Origin of the sequence: Thermococcus sp., from assembly GCF_027023865.1 — an archaeon.
Classification (GTDB): domain Archaea; phylum Methanobacteriota_B; class Thermococci; order Thermococcales; family Thermococcaceae; genus Thermococcus.
On the sequence record NZ_JALVUC010000019.1, the window covers coordinates 110,076 to 134,137 of the forward strand.

22 protein-coding genes and 1 pseudogene are annotated in these 24,062 nt (G+C 53.2%); 16 read left to right on the plus strand and 7 right to left on the minus strand.

Translation table 11 applies throughout. The features are described from left to right. The first annotated feature begins 5 nt into the window (after window positions 1-5). The 10 genes from MV421_RS06220 to MV421_RS06265 all read left to right on the plus strand — a co-directional run bounded on the left by MV421_RS06220 (window position 6) and on the right by MV421_RS06265 (window position 11,579). Entirely contained in the window at window positions 6-782 is a 777-nt protein-coding gene (locus MV421_RS06220; RefSeq protein ID WP_297419040.1) for a serine protein kinase RIO, read from the plus strand. Window positions 783-786: 4 nt separating this feature from the next. Further along, window positions 787-1,512 (plus strand): KH domain-containing protein, encoded by a 726-nt coding sequence (locus tag MV421_RS06225; protein WP_297419017.1) that lies wholly within the window; start codon window positions 787-789, stop codon window positions 1,510-1,512. A gap of 2 nt (window positions 1,513-1,514) precedes the next feature. After that, a complete protein-coding gene (gene top6B / locus MV421_RS06230; RefSeq protein WP_297419013.1) occupies window positions 1,515-3,212 on the plus strand; it encodes a DNA topoisomerase VI subunit B in 1,698 nt (565 codons plus the stop codon). Then, window positions 3,205-4,365 carry a DNA topoisomerase IV subunit A gene (locus MV421_RS06235; protein WP_297419010.1) on the plus strand — a complete coding sequence of 387 codons (1,161 nt, stop codon included), beginning with the start codon at window positions 3,205-3,207 and terminating at the stop codon, window positions 4,363-4,365. The genes top6B and MV421_RS06235 overlap by 8 nt, the downstream gene beginning before the upstream one ends. Then, window positions 4,362-5,609: a DUF530 family protein gene (locus MV421_RS06240; RefSeq protein ID WP_297419007.1), complete on the plus strand. Its 1,248-nt coding sequence runs from the start codon at window positions 4,362-4,364 to the stop codon at window positions 5,607-5,609. The genes MV421_RS06235 and MV421_RS06240 overlap by 4 nt, the downstream gene beginning before the upstream one ends. A 4-nt stretch (window positions 5,610-5,613) precedes the next feature. Next, window positions 5,614-6,036 (plus strand): DUF1699 family protein, encoded by a 423-nt coding sequence (locus tag MV421_RS06245; RefSeq protein WP_297419004.1) that lies wholly within the window; start codon window positions 5,614-5,616, stop codon window positions 6,034-6,036. 61 nt (window positions 6,037-6,097) lie between these two features. Then, on the plus strand, window positions 6,098-6,904 hold the full coding sequence (locus MV421_RS06250; protein WP_297419001.1) for a GTP cyclohydrolase IV: 807 nt from the start codon (window positions 6,098-6,100) through the stop codon (window positions 6,902-6,904). Between the two features lie 636 nt (window positions 6,905-7,540). Continuing rightward, window positions 7,541-9,739 (plus strand): elongation factor EF-2, encoded by a 2,199-nt coding sequence (locus tag MV421_RS06255; RefSeq protein WP_297418997.1) that lies wholly within the window; start codon window positions 7,541-7,543, stop codon window positions 9,737-9,739. A 132-nt stretch (window positions 9,740-9,871) separates the two neighbouring features. Next, entirely contained in the window at window positions 9,872-10,387 is a 516-nt protein-coding gene (locus tag MV421_RS06260; RefSeq protein ID WP_297418994.1) for a MogA/MoaB family molybdenum cofactor biosynthesis protein, read from the plus strand. A gap of 1 nt (window position 10,388) precedes the next feature. Next, the gene (locus MV421_RS06265; protein ID WP_297418991.1) at window positions 10,389-11,579 is read left to right on the plus strand and encodes a molybdopterin molybdotransferase MoeA; all 1,191 of its coding nucleotides are present in this window, start codon (window positions 10,389-10,391) and stop codon (window positions 11,577-11,579) included. On the opposite strand, the gene MV421_RS06270 is transcribed toward MV421_RS06265, so the two are convergent. From MV421_RS06270 to MV421_RS06280, 3 genes are all read right to left on the minus strand, one after another. After that, window positions 11,573-11,803: a hypothetical protein gene (locus MV421_RS06270; protein ID WP_297418988.1), complete on the minus strand. Its 231-nt coding sequence runs from the start codon at window positions 11,801-11,803 to the stop codon at window positions 11,573-11,575. The genes MV421_RS06265 and MV421_RS06270 overlap by 7 nt on opposite strands. 342 nt (window positions 11,804-12,145) lie before the next feature. Continuing rightward, window positions 12,146-13,249 (minus strand): DUF835 domain-containing protein, encoded by a 1,104-nt coding sequence (locus MV421_RS06275; protein WP_297518014.1) that lies wholly within the window; start codon window positions 13,247-13,249, stop codon window positions 12,146-12,148. Beyond that, window positions 13,249-14,307 carry a hypothetical protein gene (locus MV421_RS06280; RefSeq protein ID WP_297421373.1) on the minus strand — a complete coding sequence of 353 codons (1,059 nt, stop codon included), beginning with the start codon at window positions 14,305-14,307 and terminating at the stop codon, window positions 13,249-13,251. Before MV421_RS06280 ends, MV421_RS06275 begins: the two co-directional genes overlap by 1 nt. A 118-nt stretch (window positions 14,308-14,425) precedes the next feature. On the opposite strand from MV421_RS06280, the gene MV421_RS06285 reads away from it, so the two are divergent. Together MV421_RS06285 and MV421_RS06290 are read left to right on the plus strand one after the other, a co-directional pair. After that, entirely contained in the window at window positions 14,426-15,709 is a 1,284-nt protein-coding gene (locus MV421_RS06285; protein ID WP_297421372.1) for an AMP-binding protein, read from the plus strand. Window positions 15,710-15,809: 100 nt separating this feature from the next. Next, a complete protein-coding gene (locus MV421_RS06290) occupies window positions 15,810-17,060 on the plus strand; it encodes an HD domain-containing protein (RefSeq protein WP_297421370.1) in 1,251 nt (416 codons plus the stop codon). Window positions 17,061-17,073: 13 nt separating this feature from the next. Here the strand turns inward: MV421_RS06290 and MV421_RS06295 are convergent, their stop codons facing one another. Beyond that, on the minus strand, window positions 17,074-18,030 hold the full coding sequence (locus MV421_RS06295) for a transcriptional regulator (RefSeq protein WP_297421367.1): 957 nt from the start codon (window positions 18,028-18,030) through the stop codon (window positions 17,074-17,076). Window positions 18,031-18,074: 44 nt separating this feature from the next. Between MV421_RS06295 and MV421_RS06300 the strand changes: the two genes are divergently transcribed. The 3 genes and pseudogenes from MV421_RS06300 to MV421_RS11060 form a co-directional block, all read left to right on the plus strand. Further along, a complete protein-coding gene (locus tag MV421_RS06300) occupies window positions 18,075-18,614 on the plus strand; it encodes a GNAT family N-acetyltransferase (RefSeq protein ID WP_297421365.1) in 540 nt (179 codons plus the stop codon). Between the two features lie 22 nt (window positions 18,615-18,636). Then, complete coding sequence (gene tiaS, locus MV421_RS06305) at window positions 18,637-19,911, plus strand: tRNA(Ile2) 2-agmatinylcytidine synthetase TiaS (RefSeq protein WP_297421363.1); 1,275 nt, start codon at window positions 18,637-18,639, stop codon at window positions 19,909-19,911. A 159-nt stretch (window positions 19,912-20,070) separates the two neighbouring features. Next, window positions 20,071-20,292, plus strand: a pseudogene (locus tag MV421_RS11060) (hypothetical protein); the annotation flags it as partial. 94 nt (window positions 20,293-20,386) lie between these two features. Here MV421_RS11060 and MV421_RS06315 read toward each other — a convergent pair. From MV421_RS06315 to MV421_RS06325, 3 genes are all read right to left on the minus strand, one after another. Then, window positions 20,387-21,394 (minus strand): deoxyhypusine synthase, encoded by a 1,008-nt coding sequence (locus MV421_RS06315; protein ID WP_297421361.1) that lies wholly within the window; start codon window positions 21,392-21,394, stop codon window positions 20,387-20,389. Window positions 21,395-21,466: 72 nt separating this feature from the next. Further along, window positions 21,467-21,928 (minus strand): OsmC family protein, encoded by a 462-nt coding sequence (locus tag MV421_RS06320; RefSeq protein ID WP_297421359.1) that lies wholly within the window; start codon window positions 21,926-21,928, stop codon window positions 21,467-21,469. Window positions 21,929-22,037: 109 nt separating this feature from the next. Next, window positions 22,038-23,084 carry an FAD-dependent oxidoreductase gene (locus tag MV421_RS06325; RefSeq protein ID WP_297421358.1) on the minus strand — a complete coding sequence of 349 codons (1,047 nt, stop codon included), beginning with the start codon at window positions 23,082-23,084 and terminating at the stop codon, window positions 22,038-22,040. Between the two features lie 171 nt (window positions 23,085-23,255). Here MV421_RS06325 and MV421_RS06330 point away from each other — a divergent pair, with 171 nt between their 5' ends. Beyond that, window positions 23,256-24,062, plus strand: coding sequence for an SDR family oxidoreductase (locus MV421_RS06330; protein WP_297421356.1), 807 nt, complete (start codon window positions 23,256-23,258; stop codon window positions 24,060-24,062).

Here is a 24,062-nt window from a genome sequence, read left to right on the forward strand (position 1 = left end):
TGGAGATGCGCGAGGAAGCCCTTGAGCTTGAAGTTGAGCAGATGCTCCACCACAGGGAGCGAAAGGAAAAGGACAGTGAACTGTACAAGATAGCCAACGAGGTCTTTGACAGAACCACAAATGAGACCCTAGCGTATCTCCACAGAAGGGGCAAAATAGGAACCCTCTATGGTGTCATCAGCACGGGCAAGGAAGCGAACGTTTTTGCAGGGATTGACGCCGATGGGGATAGGATAGCAGTCAAAATCTACCGCACGTATACCACCGAGTTCAGGAGGATGTGGGAGTACCTTGCGGCAGACCCCAGAATCGGTTACATACCGAAGGACATGCGCAAGCTCGTCTTCCAGTGGACGAGGAGGGAATTTAAAAACCTCCAGAGGGCGGTTAAGTACGCCGTAAGGGTTCCTGAACCAGTAGTCTTTTGGAACAACATTTTGGTTATGGAGTTCATAGGCGATGAACTGCCTGCCCCGAGGCTGAAGGACGCCGAACGGGAGTTATCCAGAGAGGATTTTGAGGAGCTCTACAGCTTCACAATGGGCGTAATTGAGCGCCTCTGGAAGCGCGGTGGCATGGTACACGGGGATTTGAGCGAGTACAACATCTTAATATGGGACAGACCGGTTGTCATAGACTGGTCGCAGGCCACCGTGAAGAGGAATAGGATGAGCGTCGAGTTGTTAAAGAGAGATTTACGGAACATTATTAACTACTTCGCCCGAAAAGGCGTTTCGGTTGACGATTACAACCAGAAGCTCCGCGATCTTATTGAGGGGTGAGAGAATGGACGAGTTTGAGAGACTCCTGCGGAAGTACGAGAGGATCGATAAGGATGGCACAGTCCTAAGGAAAGAACCCGAGGAGGAGATGAACTACACTGCAGAGGGCGAGCAGGAGGAGTTCCTGCGCATACCAAGGGAGCGCGTTGGTGTTCTCATCGGGAAAAAAGGTCAAACAAAGAGGGAGATAGAAGAGCGCACAAAGACAAAGATAGAAGTCGATGGAGACACGGGAGAAGTCTTTGTAACTTCCACAGAGGAAACTGATGATCCACTCGCAGTGTGGAAGGCTCGCGATGTTGTCATGGCCATTGGGAGGGGCTTCTCCCCGGAGAGGGCATTTAGACTCTTCAACGAAGGAGAAACCCTGGAGGTGGTCACCCTCACGGATATAATCATCGGCAACGACAAAAACGCCCTGCCCAGGGTCAGGGGTAGGATCATCGGCAGGAAAGGCAGAACAAGGGAGATTATAGAGGAAATGAGTGGAGCTGACGTTAGTGTTTACGGGAAGACCGTCGCCATAATCGGCAACCCCCTCCAGGTTGAGGTTGCGAAGACCGCCATTGAAAAGCTTGCCAAAGGCTCGCCGCACGGCGTCGTCTACAAATACCTTGAAAGGCGCAAGAAAGACCTCGAACTTGAAAGCTCGAACTACTATGAGGCCCTGGAGAGTGAAACCGGAGACTACTCCGAAGGCTCTGAAAACGAAGAGTATTGGGGGGACTGAAGATGGCCGAGGCAAAGCAACTGTTTAAGGAGTTTAAGATACAGAGCGTCAGCGAGTTCTTCAGACGGAACGCGGCAATGCTCGGTTACACGGGCAAGATACGCTCGCTGACCACAGTCATCCACGAGGCTGTTACGAACTCGCTCGACGCCTGCGAGGAGGCAGGGATACTCCCCTACGTCCGCGTTGAAATTGAGGAACTCGGAAGGGAGCACTATATTGTGACCGTGGAGGACAACGGCCCGGGAATCCCTGAGAAGTACATAACCCACGTTTTTGGCAAGATGCTGGCAGGAACCAAGGCTCACAGGAACATTCAGAGCCGTGGTCAGCAGGGTCTCGGTATAAGCGGTGCGGTAATGTTCGCACAGACGACGAGCGGAAAGGCCACGCGCGTCATAACCTCCACCGGGAACGACGAGATAATCGAGGCATGGGTTAAAATAGATGTGGACAAGAACGAGGGTAAAATCGTCAGAAAGGAAAAACACCCAAACCCAAAGGGCTGGCGCGGCACGAGGATAGAACTTGAGGTCAAGAACGTCCGCTACGTCCGCTCGAAGCAGGGAGTTTACTGGTATCTCAAGCTGACGGCAATAGCGAACCCCCACACCCACATCGAGCTTATCGAGCCGGACGGAAAGCTGATAGCATTCCCGCGCTCAAGCGAGGAGGTTCCCGAGCCGCCGGTTGAGATGAAACCCCACCCGCGCGGGGTTCTCACCGATGACATTTACAGAATGGCTAAGAAGACGAGGAGGAACACGGTAAAACGCTTCCTCATTGGAGAGTTCTCGCGCATAAGCGACAAGAAGGTTGATGAACTCGTCGAGTACATAGCGGCCCTAAGGCTCATTAAGACAGAGAAGGACAGGGCCGTTCAGGAGCAACTCTACGAGAGACTTGCCAAAGGTGAGGTTAAGACCGTCCTCCGCTCCTTCAGAGGGTACACCAAGGTCATCAAGCAGGTGGCTAAGATAATGGACGAACCGCCCGAAAAGCTCACCTGGGGGGAGGCGGAGGAGATAGTTGAGGCATTCAAATACATGAAGTTCATGGCACCCCCGACACACGGCCTCAGACCCATCGGAGAGAAAAACCTCGAGAAGGGTCTGACCGGAATCCTCAAGCCGGAGTTCGTGACTGCCGTAACAAGGCCGCCCAAGGTTTACTCCGGTGGGATCCCGTTCCAAGTCGAAGTGGGTTTGGCGTACGGCGGTGAGATTCCGGCGGGGTTTGAACTGCTCAGGTATGCGAACCGCGTTCCCCTCCTCTTCGATGCGGGTTCGTGTGTTACAACACTCGCCGCTCGCTCCGTCGACTGGAAGCGTTATAAAGTCGACGACCTCGACAGGGCGCCACTGGCCCTAATGATAAACGTCATCTCCGTTCATGTTCCCTACACCGGAACCGGGAAGCAGAGCATAGCCAACGTCGAGGAGATTCAGACCGAGATTCGTTTGGCTATAATGGACGCTGCCAGAAGACTGCAAACGTACCTAAGCGGCAAGCACCGGAAGATGGCGCAGGTAAAGAGAAGAAGAACCTTTGAAAAATACGTTCCAGAGATAGCAAGGGCATTGAGCATCCTGATCGGTGAACCTGAGGATGCAGTTAGAGCCTACTTCGCATCATACATAGAGAACCACTTCGCAGAAAAGGAGAATGCGAAGGAGGGGGAGGTGAGCGAGAATGCCTAAAGGCAAAGCCATACACCGCGAAAAGCCAAAGGAGCGCTTTTCATACGACCCCACTAAGGTTCTCACCAAGCTCGAGGAATACGGCAGGAGAATCTTCAAGGAGGTAAAGGCCGGAAGGAACCCCTACTTTGACATACCGATGCGCGGGCTGAACAACGTTTACTTTGATGAGGAAAGGCGCGTCATCAGGATGGGTGATAAGCTCTCAAGGCGCTATTTCCTCAACGTGGCCCACACAAGGAAGTTCATGCAAACGCTCCTTCTCATGGCCTACGTCAAGAGACTCGTCTCCGAGAGGAAGCACGCAAGTCTTCGTGAAGCTTACTACGCCAACAAACACACAATTCCCGGAACCAAAGAGAACACCTTCGAAGACCAGCGCGAGAGCGATCCCATCATAGAGGACCTTGAGAGGATGATGGGTGTATTGAGGGAGGAGATGCACCTAACCGCGGACAGGCGCGGCTACATCTACGGCGACATTGTCATCCGCGACGGAGAGGACGAGTTCAACGCCGGGAAGCTCGGTATGGGCGGCTGGGCCGTTCCCGGAACGGTGGAACACCTTCAGTTCGTTGGGGTGAACGTGGACTATGCCCTCGTAGTCGAGACCGCCGCTATGGCTGACCGCCTGATAGAGGAAAAGTTCGCCCAAAAGCAGAACGCCCTCATCATAGCGACGCAGGGCCAGGCCTCGCGTGGCGTCAGAAGGCTCATCCACAGGCTCCACTACGAGGAGGGGTTGCCAATAATCGTCTTTACCGACGGCGACCCCTACGGCTGGTACATCTACTCCACCATAAAGCAAGGCTCGATCAACCTCGCATACCTCAGCGAGAAGCTCGCAACTCCCGAGGCCAAATTCGTTGGAATGAGCATGGACGACATAGAGCGCTACGGCCTGAAGAACGTTACTGAGAAACTCAAGGGGATCCCGCCCAACAAGAAGGGCGGTCCGACCGGTGACTACAAGAGGATCATTGAGGAGATGAACTACCCGTGGTTCCAGAACAAGGAGTGGCAGAGGCAGCTCAAGATGGCCCTTAAGATGGGAGTCAGGATTGAACAGCAGGCTTTAGCCAACAAGAGCCTTGAGTTCGTTGCCAAGAGGTACCTCCCCGAAAAGATAAACAGCGGGGAGCTGCTGCCATGACGACGACGGAAGAGCTGGTAGCACAGGTCAACAAGATACTGGACGATATTGGCATAGATATGGACGGGTTATTTGAGACCTTCCACCTCCCGTCCATTGCCTATCGTTTGAAGGAGAACCTTTCGCTTTTGCAAGAGCTTGAGAGGGACCTTTCAAAGCGCGTGGGCGAAGTAACCCCGTTCACAAGCATCACCGGGGAAAAGAACCGAGATCCCCACGTCCAGTGGATTTACAGAAAGAAGCGCAACAGGGTTCTCGCCCTAGAGCGTCTCCGCTCGGCAATAACCGCCCACAAAATGGCCCTGGCTTTAATCTCTGCCAACTATACCTTATTCTTTGGGAGAAGGCCAGTAGCGCTCAAGGAGTTAACGAGAGAAAACACGGAGGGAATCAAGGCCGTTCCAAACCTCGTCCAGCTCGGCAGAGTGGAAGTTCTGCCTTACCTGGCTTACTCCGGCGATGTTCTCAAGCTACTCTCAAGGGAGAGCATAGCCGTTAGGGAAGCTTTCAAGGAGATAAAAAGTAGGCTCCGCGAGAAGGGAACGGTGAGGACGCGCGGTTTAAGGATAGAGGTTGAGTACTGGGAGAGCAACAGACTCAAGAAGGCGAGGCTAGACCTCCCCGCCGATGCTGACATCGAAGGAGAGCTTAGGAAGCGCTACGGAAGGCGCTTCCGCTGGAGGGTTCTCAGCTTTGTGAAGACGAAGGGGGCTCTCATAAACAATCACTACACAGTGGACAATCTCTCCCTCGCCTACGCCATCCTCGATCCTGAAAAAGGCGCCGAAAAGCTCGGCCTCGACCTGTTCCGCTACTACTTCCTCACATCCAGCAATGACAGGGAGAACCTTGGCCTCTACCCTGACATAAGGCTCTGCATCGACTGCCACTACTCCCTCTTCGATCTGCCATTTAGGGACGAGCCCGAGTTTAGAACCGGCCATGGGAGCATACTGATAATGAGGAAGTGCGAGATGGAGGAAGCCCTCGTCGGGAAGAGGAAGGAGATATCGAGCATCCCCAACCATCTCCTCGGCGGCGTCCTGCTCTATGGCATGGGTGCATACGACGAGGAAGGAGTGGCTAAGATACTCGGTATAGACAGGGAAGAGCTTGTCGATGCCATAAAAAGGTTCGTCATCTCAGGCCTGCACAAAACCCTATTCGCCGATACGAAGAAGTTCGAGAAGTTCATGCCCAAGAGCGACAGGGCGAAGCAGTTCCTCACCCTTTTACAGGGGTGATCCGATGAGGGTGGAGGTTAAAGCGAAGAACAACGCAGAACTCGTGAGAAAGCTCCGCGAGAGCCTCAGCGATGAGGTTACTGAAGTCTACATCAACCTCCGCCCGACGAAGGAGATACTGGTGAGGATTCTCGAAAACGCCCCAAACGTGAGGAAAATCTCCTGCCCGCCAAGCCTTTATCCAAAGGTCTCGAAGAAGGTTATAGCTGCCCTCGCTCAGATGGGTATAAAACTCCTCCCAGAGGGCTACCCCCGGGGGAGGCCGAGGAAGTACGATGAGGGCACGGTTAGGAGGGTGAGAGAGCTTATACGAGGGGGAATGTCTGCCAAGGAGGTCAGCGAGAGTCTTGGAATCCCCCTGCGGACGGTTTATTACATGGCGAAGCAGGTGGGGGGAGAACGCAGCCGGAGTGGTGGACGTTTTTGACCTACTACATTTAAAAGAGGAAGCCTGAAGCGAGACTGGACTAAAGTGGAAGGTGATTGCCATGCCGATATTTGAGACCCAGGAAGAAACCCCAGAAATCAAAGAGCGCCTCCACCGCGTGGGTATAACCAACCTCAGAACAGTTGCTAAGATAAACTGGAAGGGAAGCGTTTACACGTTTCTCCCGCTCTTTGAGGTCACCATAGACGTTCCCGCGGAGAAGAAGGGCATCCATATGAGCCGCCTGGTTGAGAGCATAACTGAGAGCATGAGCGAGGCAGTTGAGAGCGAGGTTCTGGAGGCCCACTCCTCCCTTGAGGAACTCGGGAAGTGCGTTATAAAGCACATTGAAAAGAAGCACCCGCACAAAAGGGCGGAGGTCTGGATTAAAACCCACCTCGTAATCCCAAGGGAAACGCCGGCGAGCGGAAAGACAAGCTACGAGCCTTACGACGTGGAGGTCGGCGTCATAAAGAACTACGATGGCTCGTTTGAAAAGGTTCTCCGCGTTAAGGTCATTGGCAACACCGTCTGCCCGCACGCGATGGCAAACAACAACGGAAAGACGCACATTCAACGCGCAATTGGGGAGCTTGAGGTCAGGGCGCCCTTCAGTAAGGAAATACCCCTCGAGGACATGATAGACGTCGTTGAAAGCTCCTTCAGCAACCCGACTTACACACTCCTCAAGACGGTCGACGAGAACACCGTTGTTCAGGGCATGTTTACAAACCCCAAGTTCGTCGAAGACGTCGCCAGGGAGATCTTCGCGAAGGCCAGGGAGCGCTTCCCAGGCAAAATCCGCGTTAAGGTCATCAGCAACGAGAGCATACACAAGCACGACGTCATAGCGGAGACGTGGAGCTGAGGTTGAAATTCAAACTGCATTCTCCCCCTTTCCCATAGCCAAACTTTCTTCGGAACTCTGCCACGTTTTGTTAAACTGTTTCGTTAAATTGACTATGATGGAGTTATTAAGTAACCAAATCCACATAAAACTTGACGCAGATAACTATAATGTCAAGCCTCACCGATTTTTTTGGAAATTTAATTTTAAGTTCGAAGTAAACGTTAAATATTACTTAGACGTAGTCACTACCGCCCGTGAGGGCGTATTCTCCGCCCTAGGGCAGGAGGGTCGGCAAACCCCCTGCCAGCAGTTGAAGTTTAAACAGGCACATTTATTAACCTTTCCTTATCCTGCTGGGGCTATTAGAACGAGGGATGGGCGAGCTGAGTGAGGTCTCCCCTTTGGTTCGCTCGCTGGTGGAACTCAAGGCACCCACTGGTACTAGGGAGTCTACGCGAGGGAAGACGTTAAAGATGGAACATCGAGGGCATTAAAAAAGATTTTATAAGAAGTCCGCACCCTCATCGCCAATCACATCCAAAACCCTTAAGTAGTTTAAACGCGTCCTTACCGCCTCCATTCTAAACCGGGAAAAGCTTTATAACCGGACCTTTTAAGTTAAGCCGACAAGCTCATCCAAGGATGGTGGTGTATATGGGAAGAAGGGAAGAGATGATTGCGAAGATTAAGGGATTGATGACCCAGCCTGAAAGGATCAGGAACATGGGTATCGCCGCTCACATTGACCATGGTAAAACAACGCTTAGCGACAACCTACTCGCCGGAGCTGGGATGATAAGCGAGGAGCTTGCCGGAAAGCAACTCGTTCTTGATTTCGACGAGCAGGAACAGGCAAGGGGCATCACAATTAACGCTGCCAACGTTTCGATGGTCCACACATACGGGGGCAACGACTACCTTATCAACCTCATCGACACTCCTGGTCACGTCGACTTTGGCGGTGACGTTACGAGGGCCATGAGGGCCATTGATGGTGCGATAATAGTCGTCGACGCCGTTGAGGGTGTTATGCCCCAGACCGAGACCGTTCTCAGGCAGGCCCTTCGCGAATACGTCAAGCCCGTTCTCTTCATCAACAAGGTCGACCGTCTTATAAAGGAGCTCAAGCTCGGCCCGAACGATATCCTCAACCGCTTTGCGAAGATAATCACCGACGTCAACAGGCTCATCAAGAAGTATGCCCCTGACGAGTTCAAAAGCCAGTGGTTCGTTAGGGTTGAAGACGGTAGCGTCGCCTTCGGAAGTGCCTACTACAACTGGGCGCTCAGCGTCCCTTACATGAAGAAGACGGGAGTTTCCTTCAAGGACATCGTCGAGCTTACCAACAGCGGCGACCTAAAGACCCTCAGAAAGAAGGCCCCGCTCCACGTTGTCGTCCTTGATATGGTCGTCAAACACCTTCCGAACCCACTCGAGGCTCAGAAGTACAGGATCCCGCACCTCTGGAGGGGAGAGGTCGAGAGTGAGATCGGTGAGGCCATGCTCAAGTGCGATCCTAAGGGACCGATGACGATGGTAGTCACTAAGATTATCCTCGACAAGCACGCTGGGGAAGTTTCAACCGGCCGCATCTGGAGCGGCACCGTTAAGACAGGCCAAGAGGTTTACCTCATAAACGCCAAGAGAAAGTCTAGGGTCCAGCAGGTTGGTATCTACATGGGGCCTGAGAGGATCAATATGGAATCCGTCCCGGCCGGTAACATCGTCGCCGTAACCGGTCTCCGCGATGCAATGGCCGGCGAGACTGTTTCTGTTGAACGGATTGAGCCGTTTGAGGCACTTCACTACGCGAGTGAACCGGTCGTTACAGTGGCCATCGAGGCCAAGAACGTTAAGGACCTTCCGAAGCTCATCGAAGCCCTAAGACAGCTCGCGAAGGAGGATCCAACCCTACACGTCAAGATCGACGAGGAGACCGGTCAGCACCTCCTCAGCGGTATGGGTGAGCTTCACCTTGAGGTCAAGCTCGTCAAGCTCAAGGAGGACTGGAAGCTCGATGTCGACGTTTCACCTCCGATAGTCGTCTACCGTGAGAGCGTCACCAAGCAGAGCCAGATAGTTGAGGGCAAGTCCCCGAACAAGCACAACAGGTTTTACATCACCGTGGAGCCACTTCCGGACGAGGTATACGAGGCGGTTCACGAGGGGCTCATCCCGGAGGGCAGGCCGAAGGACCCGAAGGCCGTCGCCAAGAAGCTCGCTGAACTCGGCATGGACTACGAGGTAGCCAAGGGGATAGTGGACGTCTACCAGGGCAACCTCTTCCTCGACAACACCAAGGGTCTCCAGTATCTCAACGAGGTCATGGACCTCCTCGTTGACGGTTTCCACCAGGCAATGGACGAGGGACCGCTCGCCAGGGAGCCGGTCATGAAGGTGATGGTAAGGCTCCACGACGCAAAAATACACGAGGACAACGTCCACCGCGGTCCGGCCCAGATCTACCCGGCTATAAGGACCGCTATCCACTGCGCCATGATGAAGGCCAACCCGGTTCTCTACGAGCCCTACCAGAAGGTCGTCATCAACGTGCCCTATGAATACATGGGTGCCGTCAGCAGGGAGATCAACCAGAGGCGTGGCCAGCTCATAGACATGCGCCAGGAAGGCGAGGTAATGATCATTATCTCCGAGGCACCGGTTGCGGAGATGTTCGGATTCGCCGGGGCCATCCGCGGTGCCACCAGCGGAAGGGCGCTCTGGAGTACCGAGCATGCGGGGTTCAAGCGTGTCCCGAACGAGTTAGCCCTCAACATCATCCGCCAGATAAGGCAGAGGAAAGGCCTCGATCCGAATCCGCCAAAGGAGCAGGACGTCTGCCCGCAACAGTGAGCGGGCTGATTCCTTCCTATCCCCTATTCTTCACCGTTTATCCCACCGTTTTGTATGTTCGTTTGGTTGTTAAACACTCTCATTTTCTAAAACGTTATTAAATGCACCATACAAGTTTAACCCGGTGGTAGCATGGGCGTTGAAGAGCACAAGAGGAAAGCCCCAAGGAGGTTCAAGTTCGCCGTTGTAACGGTCAGCGACACCGGGAGCCGGGGCGAAAAGGAAGACACGAGCGGGAGGTTTCTCCTAGAGGAGCTTGAGAAAGCGGGCCACGAGAAGGTCTACTACACTATTGTCCCGGACGAGAAGATGGAGATCGTGGGGGCAGTGGTTAACGCCTTCAGAGCCGGAGCCGACGTACTCGTTACCTCGGGGGGAACGGGTATTGCCCCAAGGGACATCACTATAGAGAGCATTAGACCCTTCTTTGATAAGGAGCTTACAGGCTTTGGAGAGATATTCAGGTTCCTGAGCTACGATGAGATCGGAACTGCCGCCGTGATGAGTAGGGCCACCGGAGGAGTCATCAAGAGCTCCGGAAGGGCTATGGCAGTTTTCTGCCTGCCGGGGAGCCTTGGCGCCGCGAAGACGGGAATTAAAATCATACTGAATGAGGCGGGACATGTCCTGAAGCACGCGGGTGAGTAATATGAGGGAGTTTAAGAGGCTCACGCCATATAGGGAAGCCCTCAGACTCATGCTGGGGGATTTAGTGGAGATTGGAGAAGTCGAGGAAATTCCGCTTGGAGGCGCGCTTAGCAGGGTTCTAGCGGAGGATATCGTCTCACCAATAGACAGTCCACTATTTGACAGAGCCGCAGTAGATGGATACGCTTTAAGGGCGGAAGACACATTCCAAGCTAGGGAGTACAGACCGGTTGAAATTAAAGTCATCGACGAGATAGTTGCCGGAGAAGGGAGTAAAGTTAAAGTGAAGCATGGAACAGCTGTAAAGCTCACCACTGGGGCAAAGATACCCGAGGGTGCCAACGCGGTCCTAATGCAGGAGATGGCCGAAAGGGATGGGACTATCATAAGAGTTCTAAGGCCCGTCGCCCCCGGGCAGAACGTCGCTTTCGCCGGCGAAGACGTGAAAAAAGGCGAAGTGGTGCTCAAGAGGGGTCAGGTTCTAAGACCCCAAGACTTAGCACTACTTAGGAGCCTCGGTTTCAAGACAGTCAAAGTGAAGAGGAAGCCCCTCATCGGGATAATAGTTACGGGCGATGAACTCATCGAAGAGTTTGATGAGGAGACCCTAAAAGCCGGCAAAATCTTCGACAGCAATTCAGTGATGCTGGAGGGACTTGTAAAGAGGTACTTCGGCGAGCCGAGGTTCTATGGGGTAATCCCCGACGACGAGGAAATAATTGGGGAGGCAATTGCAAGGGCTAAGAAAGAGTGCGACCTCGTTCTGGTTACCGGTGGTTCTGCCTTCGGCGATAGGGATTTTGCGCACCGCTTTGTTAACCTCCTCTTCCATGGGACGACTATAAAACCCGGCAGACCGGTAGGCTACGGAGAGAGGGTCTTCATTATGAGCGGCTACCCGGCGGCAGTCTTCACACAGTTCCACCTTTATGTCAAGCACGCCCTCGCCAAACTCACTGGTGTTATAGATTACGAGACTAGGGTTTGGGCAAAACTCATCGAGAGGGTTCCGAGTCAGCTTGGAAGATACGAGTTCATCAAGATCCGCTATGAGAATGGGGAGGTCAGGCCGATACACAAGAAGGGAAGCGGAATCATAAGTTCCCTTGTTGAGAGCAACGGATACTTGGAGATACCTGAAGACAGCGAAGGTTACCTCGAGGGGGAAGAGGTCTGGGTGACCCTCTACTGAATTATCCTTTCCATTAGGGCCGTAAAGCTCTTCGTTTTGACTATCCCCTGAAGCTCCTTGGGAAGGTCAAGCTGGGGTTCGTCGTCTTTCTCTTTCATCTTTCTGAGAAGGAGAAGCTTTTCCTCCGGTGCATTCATGAGATCTTTAATCGGCGTTTCTGCAACCCATGGGAGCAACTCCCTCACGTCCTTAACATCCCGGCTATCATATGCCATGCAGGTCATCGCAGTACGTTTAACGCTACAGATGTTAATAACGTTTTCTCTTCATATTTGGCACACTATAACAAAGAGTAACACAAACGTGGAAAGTAATGATATGGCCCATCCGTAACCCCCGCTCTCATTGGAGCCTGACGGCAGAACTCGAGCGGGTTAACCCGGACGGGCCTTCTGTGCCCGGCCTGGGTTTCCCGCGGCCATCGTGCTCCGTAACGCGGAAGGCCCTCCCGCGGGGACCTCGCTGTAAGGTCGGGCTGTAGCCCCCGCATCGCCCCCCGGTTCATTCTCCCCGGGGTCCTCGCGCAGGGGCAGTAGTAGTTGAAGGGGAGGAGTATATAAAACTGCTCACTCCATGAGCTTGACGAGCTGTGCGTACTTGGTTTCCTCAAAGCTGTCCCTGTCAATCACGACAATCAGGCTGCCCCTACTGACGAGGGTAAAATCACGGAGCTTTGAGAGGAACTTTAGGAGTGAACTCCAGCTGTTGTAGACCATGAGGTACTCAATGCAGTCCATAACCATAACGCCTCCACCACCAGCCTTCTTGAAGCCCTCGGAGTACTGGAACGCAAGCTCCGTCATCTTGGCCAAGTTAGTAGGTGGGATAACCTTATCGCTGGAGTTCTTGAACGGCACTGCCGTCACAAAGTATGCCTGCCATGCCTTCGGAACATCCGAGAGGTCGCGGAGGAACGCTAGGGCCGGAAAATTCGAGAGTTGCCCTTTGAGATCTTTATATTCATCCACGTCGATCAGCAAAACTCCCCTCTTGAGGTCGAGTTTATGCGGAACCGTCCCCACTGGGACGTTGAACCTCTCTGTTGATGTGAGTTTAAAGAGCGCCCAGACCATCGCCACTATGAGCGATGCTGAGAACATGAAGCCAATGGGGAGGTACCATTTATGGTAGCCAAAAATGGCGGCGGGGATGAGGTGGATTCCGAAGAGTATGATGCTTCCGTAAAGGTATGTCATGATTCTCGGATAAATCTCCTTGAGCGGGCGGAGGAGGAAGCCACCCACTATAACGAAGGCGCTGGCGATTCCAAGGGCGGCGGCCCCACCAACGGTCCAGACAGCATCGCCAGTGTAGAGATAAATGAGAAGGAGGTAGGCCATCAGTGCGGGAGGAATCAGCGAGAAGTAGTATGCAGTCTGGTTGAGTATCGAAATGCCCTCTTCATCCAGGAACCTCACGGCACCGTAGAATATCAGGGCCGAGAAAATCGTTATGGAGATGTAGCCGAGGTAGTTCATGGGAACATTGGGCGATGCGGAGAGGGCTATTGCGATGGCATCAAACAGCCACGCAAGGGAGAATGAAAGCGCTGATACGCGTCTGTTCTTAAAGTATACCCTCAGCATCCACACGAAGGCCGTGATATCCCCCAAGCAGTACAATGGAAAACTCAACACCCACCAGAGCACTAACACCGTCCATTCCCGCATCAAACCTCCCTGTTAGGATCCGAAAATCCATCCCATTCAAAAGGCTCTCCCGGCTTCGCCCGGATTGATGTCTCGTTCTCCACCTTGACCACAAAAACCTCTGGCCGGGCTATGACGAAGGCGGAGCGTCCCCGTTCACCATAATCAACAACCCGCCATCTGTCTTCCTCCCTCTTAACCGGAAAGACCAACGTGAAAGGGTAGTTTGGATAGTATGTAAAGTGCCCCCTCTTCTGCACCCCTACCAGATCCCCAAATAGGTAGTAGCCGTAAAAGGGTATAAACGTTGTCCTAGAAAAGTTCTCCTCAAAATATCCCACAAAGCTTTTGTCTATTCCAACACCGCTGATCATCGCGGTCTCAATCCCCTCCGCGTAGGGTTCGAAGAGAGACATAAGCGGTGGGGCCGTGCGGACGGTGTTTACGGAGGTGTCGGTCTTCATAACGCGTTCTGTGTATTTGACCAGGGGGTCCAGGAGCCTCAGGGTGGCTTCGAGGCCCTGTTCCCTTAGAACCCTCTTGAGGCCGTCCGTTTCCATGCCTATGAAGTAGAGCGTTCCACCGTATCTCCACACCAGCTCGCTCACCTCATCCTGATACCAGCCGTAGGGACCGTGGGCAATCGCCCTCATTCTATGTCCTTCACCGTACACTCCGGAGAGGCCGTAGATTTCATCCAGGGCGGCGTAAAGGTAGGCGTTCAGCGCCTTCAGGTATTGGGCATCCCAGTGGCCGATCGCCCTCTCCCTTGTCGTTCCAGAGGATTGATAAAAGCGCACCCTCCCGGTGTACCCTTCCGGCAGGAACCGGAGCCAGTTTGCCCTTAGGTAATCTTCCTCAACCGCAAACCCACCGTTCAGCAGGTTCTCCATGATTCGAGCGGGGGGACCATGGAAAACCTTATCCACGTCCGGATTCAAGGTATTCCTGACATCTCTCCAGTGGGGGGTGAATTTGGAGTGATATTCAAAGACCTCCCTTAGGTATTCCCCAACCGTGCCTTTGCTGACCCTTAGAGGTCTCTCCATAATCTGGGATAGAATGTTTTCATAGTTCATAGGGAATCTGTACGTGGCAGAGGTATAAAAGTATTTTTGAATTCGTCCATCGTTCTCACCCGGACTCCCCTCGAAAATGTTAAAACTATCTACGTTAACTCATGTTGAGGGTTTATCTATGTCAATCATAGAGGGGAAACTGGACGATGGAATAAAGGGATACCTCGAGTACACAGTTAAGAAGGCCGTTGAAACCACCCCGTTTTGGAGGAAGAAGTTTGAAGATATGGATCCCGCAGAGGTAACCCCCGAGCTGCTCGCAAGGCTAACGGAGAGGGTCAACATACAGCCGCACGACCTATACTCGACGGGGATGATATGGCCGGACTACATCAGGGAACCCAAACTCTTCTACACCGTTATGAGAACGAGTGGAACTACCGGAAGACCCAAGAGGGTCCCCTACACCCAAGACGACCGCATCAGAACTGGAAGGCAGCTTGAGCCGTGGATAAGAGGGTACATGGATAAGGGCGAGAGGATTGCCTCTTTCTTCCCACCGCTTCCTTCATCATCGGGGATGTTTGCCTACGGGGGATTTGAGACTGTCAACGCCAAGACTGCCTACTACCAGGTGCCCATCCGGTACCTCCTTGACAGAAACGCTCTCCTACGCGAGTTCGAGGACATAAAGCCGACCTCAATCTTCTGCCTTACGGCTACAGCCTACAACCTCGGCCTCAACCTACCGGAGTCGATAAAGAACGACATCCAGACGATAGTCGTCGGCGGTGAGACACTAACACCGGAGCTTGCGAAGGCAACCCTCGAACTCTTCCCGAACGCGGTCATCATCGACAACTTTGGCTCGACGGAGGACGATGTAACCGGCTACCGCGTGATAACAGAGAAGAAAAGCTCACCTTTCACTTTCACGGAGTCCGTAGTGATTCTCAAAGATGATGGGGACGGCTACGATCAGTACAAGCGGATATACATCACGAAGGTGATGCGCGAGGGAGAGCTGACAGGCCTTCATCTCTTCAACTACGACATCGGAGACCTCGCGAGGGTTGAGAATGGTAAGGTCAAGAATATAATCCGCGTCAAGGATGTGATAAGCCTCGCCGGGGCAAAGCTCCACATAGACCAGATCATGGGGGTAGTCTACGACCACCCCGAGCTTCTCGACTTTGTGATAATCTACCACCCACTCTCTCCGGAGAATCCCAAACCAAAAGCTGTAATCCGCGTCGCCTACGGGGAGGAAAAACCTGCCGGAATAGAGGATGAGGTGAGGGAACTTATATACGATGCCAACAACCCGATCCGCTACGAGGTCGAGGAATCCAGGCAGGCGGAGCTTGTGATAGAGGCCGTCCCTCTCGAGAAGCTCCGCGCGGACCTCCCTAAGAGGCTCGGCAAGACGAAGAGGATATACATAGCCGGCAAAGACATTTAAAAGCTCCATAAACCCCTTTTCGTTTATTCCTTACTAACTTCATTGTCACAATGCCGAAAAATTATTTAAGACAATTCTCAAATCTCCAGCGGTGGTGCTGATGGACGGAAAAATTATTCATGATGGGATTCACGGGAGTATGAAGCTAACCGGCCTCATCCTCGACCTCGTCAAAACACCCGAGTTCCAAAGGCTCAGGAATATACGACAGCTCGGCCTGGCGTATCTCGTCTACCCCGGCGCGAACCACAGCCGCTTTGAGCACTCCCTTGGCGCGTGGAACATCGCCAAGAGGCTCTCCCAGGAGGTTGGTCTCAGTGAGGACGAGAACATGCTCCTCCAGGTGGGGGCGCTCCTCCACGACATCGGCCACGGGCCGTTCAGTCACACCTTCGAGAGCATATACAAGCATTATGTCAAGGAGCACGATCACATGCGCCTTGGACAGGATATCATACTCGGAAGGACGAACATAACCGAGAGCGAGAACGGCGGCAGGATTCCAGAGATAATCGAGGGCTACGGCTATGACTTCACGCCGGAGGATGTGGCAAACCTCATCCTCGGGAAGGCAAAAAAGACCTACCTCGGCCAGATGCTCCACGGGGATGTGGATGTAGACCAGCTCGACTACCTGATACGGGACGCCCACTACACGGGAGTCGCCCACGGCATAATCGACCTTGAGAGGCTTTTAAAGGTGCTCCGAATCCACAATGGGGAGTTAGTGGTCGATGAGAAGGGCATTGAAGCCGTTGAGGGGATGATGGTGGCGCGCTCTCTGATGTACTCGCGCGTCTACTTCCACCACACGGTTAAGATAGCGGAAGGGATGCTGACGAGGGCTCTGGAATTCGCCCTCGAAGAGGGTCACCTCTGGGACTTCTGGAGGATGATAGACTGCCGTGTGTTGGTTGAGCTTGAGGACCTTGAGGGTCTCCCGGCGGAGATGGTCAGGCGTGTGAAGTACCGCGAACTCTACAAGGCGGCCGTTCTGGCGAGCGCCAACGAGCTGAGCACGGAGGAGAAGAGGGAGCTTTTGACGGCCTACCGGAACGTTAAGAGAAGACAGGAGATAGAGCGCGCCTTAGCCGATGCAGTTGAAGCCAGTGAGGGGGAGGTCATCCTCGAGTTCAGCATAGCAGATCTAATGCTCAGTGAGCCAAGGCTTAAATCGGCTGAGATAAATGTTCTCCTAGAGAACGGCAAGATTCAACCGCTCACAAAGGTCACTCCACTGACCAACGCCCTCAAGAGGCGCCAAACCCCGCGCTGGGCGGTGCTGATAGCTTCACCTGCTGAATATGCTCCAAAGCTCAAGGAAGTCTGGAAGAAGGTGATGTTCTCTTAGGTGTATCCAGAAGTCAACCGAAGAGCTGTCTTTTTATCTCTCTTTTCAGTTCTTCTATAAGGTCTATTAGCTCGTCGGCGTCCCTTACCTCTTCAAGGCTCTCCTTTGGGATGAGCGGCACCTCACTGACAACCTCCTTCCTTGTCCTCTCAAGTATAAAGACTCCATCGGAGTTTATTATCCTCCCCACTTCAGCCACCATCTCTGCCCTCTTCACCGTGGAGCGGGTCTTGCGCTCGTCTATGCCGGTTAGAATTCTAAACTCATCCTCCTTTGAAACGGCGTTGAACGGTGCTTTATTCACCTTAACGACACCGAGACCAAGCCTCTTCAGTCGGTCGAGGATTTCCTTCTCAAGGGGCGTCTCAGGGTTGACGTTGAGGTTGGCCTCCACCAGGGAGTGGAGAACGTCAATAGGCTCAGCCAACGGCTCATCGAAGAGTTCCTCAAGCCTTACCGCGACCTCTAGGGAAACCGCCTGCTCACCACGTTCATAGTTTATCAAGCTCTTCCGTGAGACCCCTAGTAACTGGGCCAGCTCGTTTATCGAATAACCCCTCTCCTCACGGAGGCGTCTTAGGAGTTGGCCGTTAACCCTCACATAGAAGCCACCGCGCTCGGCGAAGATGGCCGGCAGTTCGTTCTCGGCGAGGATGTCGTAGAGTGTTTCAGGCCTCAACGCGTAGATCCCAAAGCGCTCGTAAACCACACCCTCCTCAAGCCCCGCGTTTTTCGTTTTCACACCAACTATGATGGGAGAAGCGTTGAAAAACTGGGCAAGGCGTTTTAAATCCTCGGCTTGATCTTCGGTTACGGTGTCGATGTTGGTGGCAACTTTAATGAACAGCAGCATGAATAACCTGCTCGCAACTAAGTCAAAGCACGAGCCACGGAACTCCATCCGCGCGGTTTTGTAGCCAGTACCCTTCAGCACGGCCTCGACGGTTTTTATAAGCCTCTCCCTGTCCATCATTTTTAAATATGCAAACGGCTTAATAAACTTAAGGTGTTGGAATGAGGCCAATAGTTCTCAAGGGCAAGCTGGTTTCGCTTGGTGTTCCACTCAGGGACGACCTTCACAAGGCGTGGCTCTGGTACAACGACCGTGACGTGAGGAGATACCTGTTAGAACCCGCCGAGGTCTTCTTCTACGAGGACGAGCTTGAGTGGTACGAGACCCTGCGCAAGGAGAAAAAGCATGAAAAGGTTTTCGCCATTGTGGAGAACTCATCCCGATCGCTCGTTGGCTTCATTGGGCTTTACAGGATAGAACAGGGGGACGGTCATGCGGAGCTCGGCTATTTCCTTGCTAGAGAGTACTGGGGCTACGGCTACGCAAGTGAGGCGGTGAAAATGGTTCTTCAGTACGCCTTTGAGTGGCTCAATCTCAGGAAGGTCTACGCCAGGGTTTACGCCCCTAACAAGGCCTCCCAGCGAGTTCTCGAGAAGAACGGCTTCGAACTCGCGGGGAGATTGAGAAAACACCACTACATACCGGAAGAAGGCTTCGTTGATGAGCTGATCTTTGAGAGGTTCAGGGCGGTTGATTTTTAAACCCCTTCCCTTTTCTCCAAACATGTTCATCCACATCGGAATCGATGACACCGACTCACCCAACGGCATGTGTACCACTTACCTAGGGGCACTTCTCTACCGCGAGCTTTCACGGATCGCAGAGCCTCTCGACCTGCCGAGGTTAATAAGGCTCAACCCAAACATTCCTTACAAAACACGCGGCAACGGCGCAGTAGCGATGAGCTTCGGGGCGGATGAAACGGTGATCCCCCAAATTAAGGACACCGTCCTCTTCTACGTGAGCCAGCTTGCTGACTTAGAGCACGAGAACACCAACCCGGGAGTGGTTTTCCTCGAGGGAAAGATCCCGAATGAGCTGAGGGAGTTCTCACTGAAGGCTTTGGGGGAGCACGTTACGATTAGGGAAGCGGAGAGAACCGCTAGGGAGGTCGGGGCCGAGTACTTCAAGTTCAAGCTTGGCCGCGGGATTATCGGTTCCCTCGCGGCCATCGGCTACCCCCTGGAGAGGTTCACCTACGAGCTTCTGGCTTATCGCGAGCCTGAGAACTGGGGGACGCCGAGAAGGGTTAAAGAAGAGAGCGTCTTTCTGGCGGATAAATGGACTTATCCATTCAGCCACGACAACGTTGACCCTCACAAGCGAATCGTTCTCATAACACCGCACGGCAAAGACCCCGTTCTCGCTGGAATAAGGGGGATTGACCACGGCAGGGTTCTCCAAGTCTTTGAGCGCGTTGAGTTCGAAGAGCCGGTCGCGTTCTACCAGCTCTACAAGACCAACCAGAACACCGACGATCACCTTACTCCAAAGAAAATTGGCGAGCTGAGGCTCTACGACAGCGCGGTAGTGAGGGGAAAGGTTGCCGGCCCTTATTGGGAGCACGGAAGGCATGTCTTCTTCGAGCTGGAGGACGAGACGGGGCGGATTCGCGTTGCAGCCTTTGAGCCGACCAAGAAGTTCCGCAACTATGTGAGAAAACTCCTGCCAGGGGATGAGATCATAGCGGCCGGTGGTGTCAAGGAGCACGGGGGTGTCCTCACGCTCAACCTGGAGAAGTTCTATCCGGTTAAGCTCGTCCCGAAGGTTGAATATCGGAAGCCGAAGTGCCCGAAGTGTGGAGGAACGATGAAGAGCAAGGGCGACTACCTCAAGTGCAAGCGCTGTGGCTACAAGATGCCGAGGAAGCTGGTTCCGGTCAAGGTGCCTCGTGACTTGGAGAAGAAAATCTACGAGGTCCCGCCAGACGCGAGGAAGCACCTGTCGAGGCCGCTTGTTCTACCGGGCGGGGAGGAGAAGATTTTAGAGCTTTTGTGATTGTCAGACTTTAGCTTTCCGAGTAACTTTTACCGGGTTAAGAAACTCTGGAAAGATATGGAGCACCGTGCGAAGGAGAATCAGTTCAAGAGCATAAGGGAGAAAGTAAAGCTCAAGAGGCATGTGTGCCCGTGAGAAGGCAGAGGTGCTTAGAGAAGCTTGAGAAGTTCGAGGAGGAGTACGAAAAGGACACGAGATAGAGGACGATGTCACGCTAGGGCACTCCTGTATCCGTTCCAGGTATGCGTGGATGTTACCCTAGACATCGTGGCAATGCTGACGAAAGACCTAGGCATAACGGTCGAGGACGACTACACGAACATAGGCAGGCTTAGGGAGAAAGACGTTCTCAGCAAGGGTGAGGTATCCCTTCTAAGAGTTTACAACGGCCTGAGAAATACAATAGTCCACAAGTACGAGAGGCTCGACCTGCACTCGGTCAAAGGGGGCCTAGATAGAATAAAACGAAAAAAGGTTATTTCATCACATTCCAAACCATCAGTGGGAAGACGAGCGTGGCATCTGCCCATATCTCCACGTAGTCCGCCTTGGCTCTTATCTTTCCCCAGCTTATCCCTTCGCTCGGAGGAGCACCGCTCAGTGAGCCGTCCCAGGGAATAGCGGTGGTAACGTAAATCGCGTAATCTGTGCCGCCGCGGAAGAGGTTGGCGTTGATTATCGCGTGCTTTGGAAGTGAGCCACCTAAGATTATTGATGCGGTCTCTTTGGCGGTAACCGCTAAGTTGTTGAGCTTCACTATGTCGTTGGCGATGTCTATGATAAGTTCTCTGTCTCTCCTCTCTTCCTTGAAGAAGTAGAGCATATCCCCAATGGAGCCGTCTGTTATAGCCGGGCAGAATATTGGCACGTTCCTCTTGTAGGCCCAGTAGATTATGCTCCGCTCCTTCTCCCTCCCAAGTTTCTCGTCCAGGTAACGGCCCATCTCATGGATGAACTCGCTGGCCGTGAGCGGCTTTTTGTGCTCCTTTTCCATCTCAAGAACCCGCTCGAAGAAGGGTATCATGTACTTCTCGAACTCGATGTAACGGTCGTTGGGCACGAAGATGTTGCCTATCCTGTTGATGCCCTTCTCGCGCATCTCGACGTCATTCACCTTCCAGTCACCGAGGATGAAGGGCTTGAGGGCTTTTATGAAGTCCTCCTCGATGCCTCCAGCCGTCGTTACTATGACGTCAACTTTACTCTCCTTCACGAGCCATGCGATCAGCTCGCGCAGGCCGGAGGAGATTATGTTCGAGGTGTATCCAAGGAAGACACGGACTTCTTTTCCATCTGCACGCTTCTTCTCGATCTTCCTCCAAATGTCGATGGCCCTTCCGAGGTGGGTCGCCTGGAAACCTATACGCTCGTAATAATCCAAAACCTCTTCAAGGCTGGAAACTTCGTCAAGCCAAGGGCCCTCTATAGGGGTCCCTTCAACCCCCTCACTCTCCTTAAGGACGATGTCTTTTGGCTCGGTCATGGGTGAAGATTGGAGAAGGGCAATTATAAACTTGTGCCCTACAAGAAGAACAGAGAATAAAAAGGTCAGACATCAAATCTCGTGCACCTTAGTTTCAATAACCTCCTCAACGTTGCCCTTCATGACCTTGCTAATAAGGCAGTAACTGTGGGTGAGATCGACGAGCCTCCCTGCCTTGGCCGCTTCCTCCTTGGGGAGCGAAAGCTCGATCGTGATTAGCATCTTCTCAAACTTAAAGCCCCCATCGCTGTCCCTGGCAAGGAGGGGCTTCACCGTAACCCTTATGCTCTTTGGATGCACTCTGAGCCTTTCACTTATACTGGTCATGGTGGTTATGAAGCACGCGGCCAACGCAGCGGGGAGCAACTGCTCGGGCCAGGTCACGTTTTCTGGCGCCCCCATCGGCGGGACTGAGAGAGGGTTGTCAACCTCGATCTCCCTTTTACCTATCGTCGTCTTCGTCCTTCCATCGCCAATCCACTCGGAAGTGGCTGAGAGGAGTTCAGCCGCAACCTGAAAGTCTATTTGCTTCATAGTATCACCCGCGGTCATTTCTTTTCGATAATCATTATAACACAGAGAATAAAAACTTAACCTTCTTTTGGGCATCGTATACGTGTGTTTTAGGGCATCGTCTCACACTCTAACACTTTTCACCCATGACTGAACCCGTCAGCCTGGCCGTAACCGGAACCGAAAGGACTTTTCCTGGAGCTTTTTTCAGGAGCCACTCCTCTATCTCCCTGGCCCTCGCCCTACCCTCCCTCATCGCCGTTCCGATGTTCCGCGGTGCAACCACATCGCCGGCAAAGAAAATCCCAGCTCCCTTCAGAATTCCCTCGTTGGCACAGACAACCTCCCTGATCGGATTCGTAGGGAGCTGGCCGATGGCGTAGGCAACGACGTCTGCATCCATTACAAACCGCTCGTCGGTGGTTACGACGCTTCCCTCCTCTATTCTCGTCTTCGCGAACTTGACGCCTTGGATCCTTTCAGCCCCTAACACCCTCACCGGGGAAGCCATCTCGATGAACTCGACACCCTCGGCAATCAGCTTTTTAATCTCAGCCTTCGCGTAGCTGTGCTCAAGGGAGCGGCGGTAGACCATTGTTATCTTCTCAGCCCCGAGGAGTCCCGCTTCAATGGCGACGTCAACCGCAGTGTAGCCGGCTCCGATTACCACGACGTGCTTCCCCTTGAGGTCCGGAATCCTCTCCCAAGGGTAGTAACCTATCCTCGCCATTTTTATGTGGTGTAAGAGCGTTAGGGCATCGTAGACACCTGGCAGTTCTGCATCGGGTATTTTCAGCTTCCTTGGCCTCCACGCTCCTGTCGTTATGAGGAGTGCATCGAACTCTCCCAAAAGCCTCTCAAGTGAGACGAAGTGCTCTACCCACTCATCGCCGAGTTCCCTCAGTGAGTCATAGACGACCTTCGTCCTGAAGTGGAAGTGAACGCCGAGCCTTTCAAGGTCCCTCACTCCTTCCCTAACGGAACTTATTGGTATCCTAGCCTCTGGGATGGCAAAGGCGACCATCCCACCCCCTTCTGGCATTTTCTCGTAAACATGAACCTCGTATCTCCGGCAGGCGAGGTAACCAGCGGCGGTGAGGCCGGCAGGTCCAGCACCGATAACCGCTATCCTGAAAGGCTTCGGTTTGGACTTTTTTCTACAGATGTAGAACCTCACCCAATCCCCCCCAAATTTTTCAAAAAATCTGTTTAGAACCGAATGTTATTCGTCTTAAGAGGCTTTCGATGGAAAAGCTGTCAAGATGACGGATTAGGTTACCCTAATCCAGGCAGTAATTGTAGAAACGCCAACCGCAAGGTTATTAGGTTGTGAGGGGTAGGGGATGGCATGAGCGTTAGAATCGACCTTAACGGCCTTGGGGTTATCATCACAGCATCCTCAAGAGGAATAGGTTTCAACGTCGCAAGGGAGCTTTTGAGAAGAAACGCAAGGGTTGTTATAAGCTCCCATAATCCCGATAATCTCAAAAAGGCCAGAGAAGAGCTGTCTGAATTCGGGGAGGTTCACGCGGTTCCGGCGAACCTGTTCAGACAGGAGGATATTGAGAAGCTCGTCAAAGTGGCCTGGGAACTCCTAGACGGTGTCAACGCCCTCGTCTGGAACGCTCCTAACGTGCCCTGCGAGCCCTGTCTCCTCCACGAGGCGGGCTACCTTAACTGGATTGAAGCCTCCGCCCTTCACACTGTTGCTCCAGGCTATCTAACGACGCTCCTCGTCCAGACGTGGCTTGAGAAGAAGATGACGGGCAGGTTCGTCTACCTCAACTCGATCTCAATAAAGGAACCGATGCCCCCCCTTGTCTTGGCAGACATTACAAGGGCTGGGCTGGTTCAGCTGGCGAAGAGCGTCTCAAGAACCTATGGGAAGCATGGGATAAGGGCATACTCGGTTCTCCTCGGTAGCTTTGACACGCCGGGCGCGAGAGAGAACCTAATGGCGGTTGCAGAAGAGAGGGGAGAACCCTTCGCGGATACCTGGGAGAGGGAAGTGCTTTCCAGAACGCCGCTCCACAGGACCGGGAGATGGAGCGAACTCGGCTCGCTCGTGGCCTTCCTCCTCAGCGACGAGGCAGAGTACATGCTCGGCTCAACCGTGGTTATCGACGGGGCGATGACGAGGGGTATTTTCCTTTGA

Excerpts from the sequence above, each read along its gene's own strand:
- MV421_RS06220 (WP_297419040.1), top strand. The coding sequence starts at position 6 with ATGCGCGAGGAAGCCCTTGAGCTTGAAGTTGAGCAGATGCTCCACCAC.
- MV421_RS06225 (WP_297419017.1), top strand. The coding sequence starts at position 787 with ATGGACGAGTTTGAGAGACTCCTGCGGAAGTACGAGAGGATCGATAAG.
- top6B (WP_297419013.1), top strand. The coding sequence starts at position 1,515 with ATGGCCGAGGCAAAGCAACTGTTTAAGGAGTTTAAGATACAGAGCGTC.
- MV421_RS06235 (WP_297419010.1), top strand. The coding sequence starts at position 3,205 with ATGCCTAAAGGCAAAGCCATACACCGCGAAAAGCCAAAGGAGCGCTTT.
- MV421_RS06240 (WP_297419007.1), top strand. The coding sequence starts at position 4,362 with ATGACGACGACGGAAGAGCTGGTAGCACAGGTCAACAAGATACTGGAC.
- MV421_RS06245 (WP_297419004.1), top strand. The coding sequence starts at position 5,614 with ATGAGGGTGGAGGTTAAAGCGAAGAACAACGCAGAACTCGTGAGAAAG.
- MV421_RS06250 (WP_297419001.1), top strand. The coding sequence starts at position 6,098 with ATGCCGATATTTGAGACCCAGGAAGAAACCCCAGAAATCAAAGAGCGC.
- MV421_RS06255 (WP_297418997.1), top strand. The coding sequence starts at position 7,541 with ATGGGAAGAAGGGAAGAGATGATTGCGAAGATTAAGGGATTGATGACC.
- MV421_RS06260 (WP_297418994.1), top strand. The coding sequence starts at position 9,872 with ATGGGCGTTGAAGAGCACAAGAGGAAAGCCCCAAGGAGGTTCAAGTTC.
- MV421_RS06265 (WP_297418991.1), top strand. The coding sequence starts at position 10,389 with ATGAGGGAGTTTAAGAGGCTCACGCCATATAGGGAAGCCCTCAGACTC.
- MV421_RS06270 (WP_297418988.1), bottom strand. The coding sequence starts at position 11,803 with ATGACCTGCATGGCATATGATAGCCGGGATGTTAAGGACGTGAGGGAG.
- MV421_RS06275 (WP_297518014.1), bottom strand. The coding sequence starts at position 13,249 with ATGCGGGAATGGACGGTGTTAGTGCTCTGGTGGGTGTTGAGTTTTCCA.
- MV421_RS06280 (WP_297421373.1), bottom strand. The coding sequence starts at position 14,307 with ATGAACTATGAAAACATTCTATCCCAGATTATGGAGAGACCTCTAAGG.
- MV421_RS06285 (WP_297421372.1), top strand. The coding sequence starts at position 14,426 with ATGTCAATCATAGAGGGGAAACTGGACGATGGAATAAAGGGATACCTC.
- MV421_RS06290 (WP_297421370.1), top strand. The coding sequence starts at position 15,810 with ATGGACGGAAAAATTATTCATGATGGGATTCACGGGAGTATGAAGCTA.
- MV421_RS06295 (WP_297421367.1), bottom strand. The coding sequence starts at position 18,030 with ATGGACAGGGAGAGGCTTATAAAAACCGTCGAGGCCGTGCTGAAGGGT.
- MV421_RS06300 (WP_297421365.1), top strand. The coding sequence starts at position 18,075 with ATGAGGCCAATAGTTCTCAAGGGCAAGCTGGTTTCGCTTGGTGTTCCA.
- tiaS (WP_297421363.1), top strand. The coding sequence starts at position 18,637 with ATGTTCATCCACATCGGAATCGATGACACCGACTCACCCAACGGCATG.
- MV421_RS06315 (WP_297421361.1), bottom strand. The coding sequence starts at position 21,394 with ATGACCGAGCCAAAAGACATCGTCCTTAAGGAGAGTGAGGGGGTTGAA.
- MV421_RS06320 (WP_297421359.1), bottom strand. The coding sequence starts at position 21,928 with ATGAAGCAAATAGACTTTCAGGTTGCGGCTGAACTCCTCTCAGCCACT.
- MV421_RS06330 (WP_297421356.1), top strand. The coding sequence starts at position 23,256 with ATGAGCGTTAGAATCGACCTTAACGGCCTTGGGGTTATCATCACAGCA.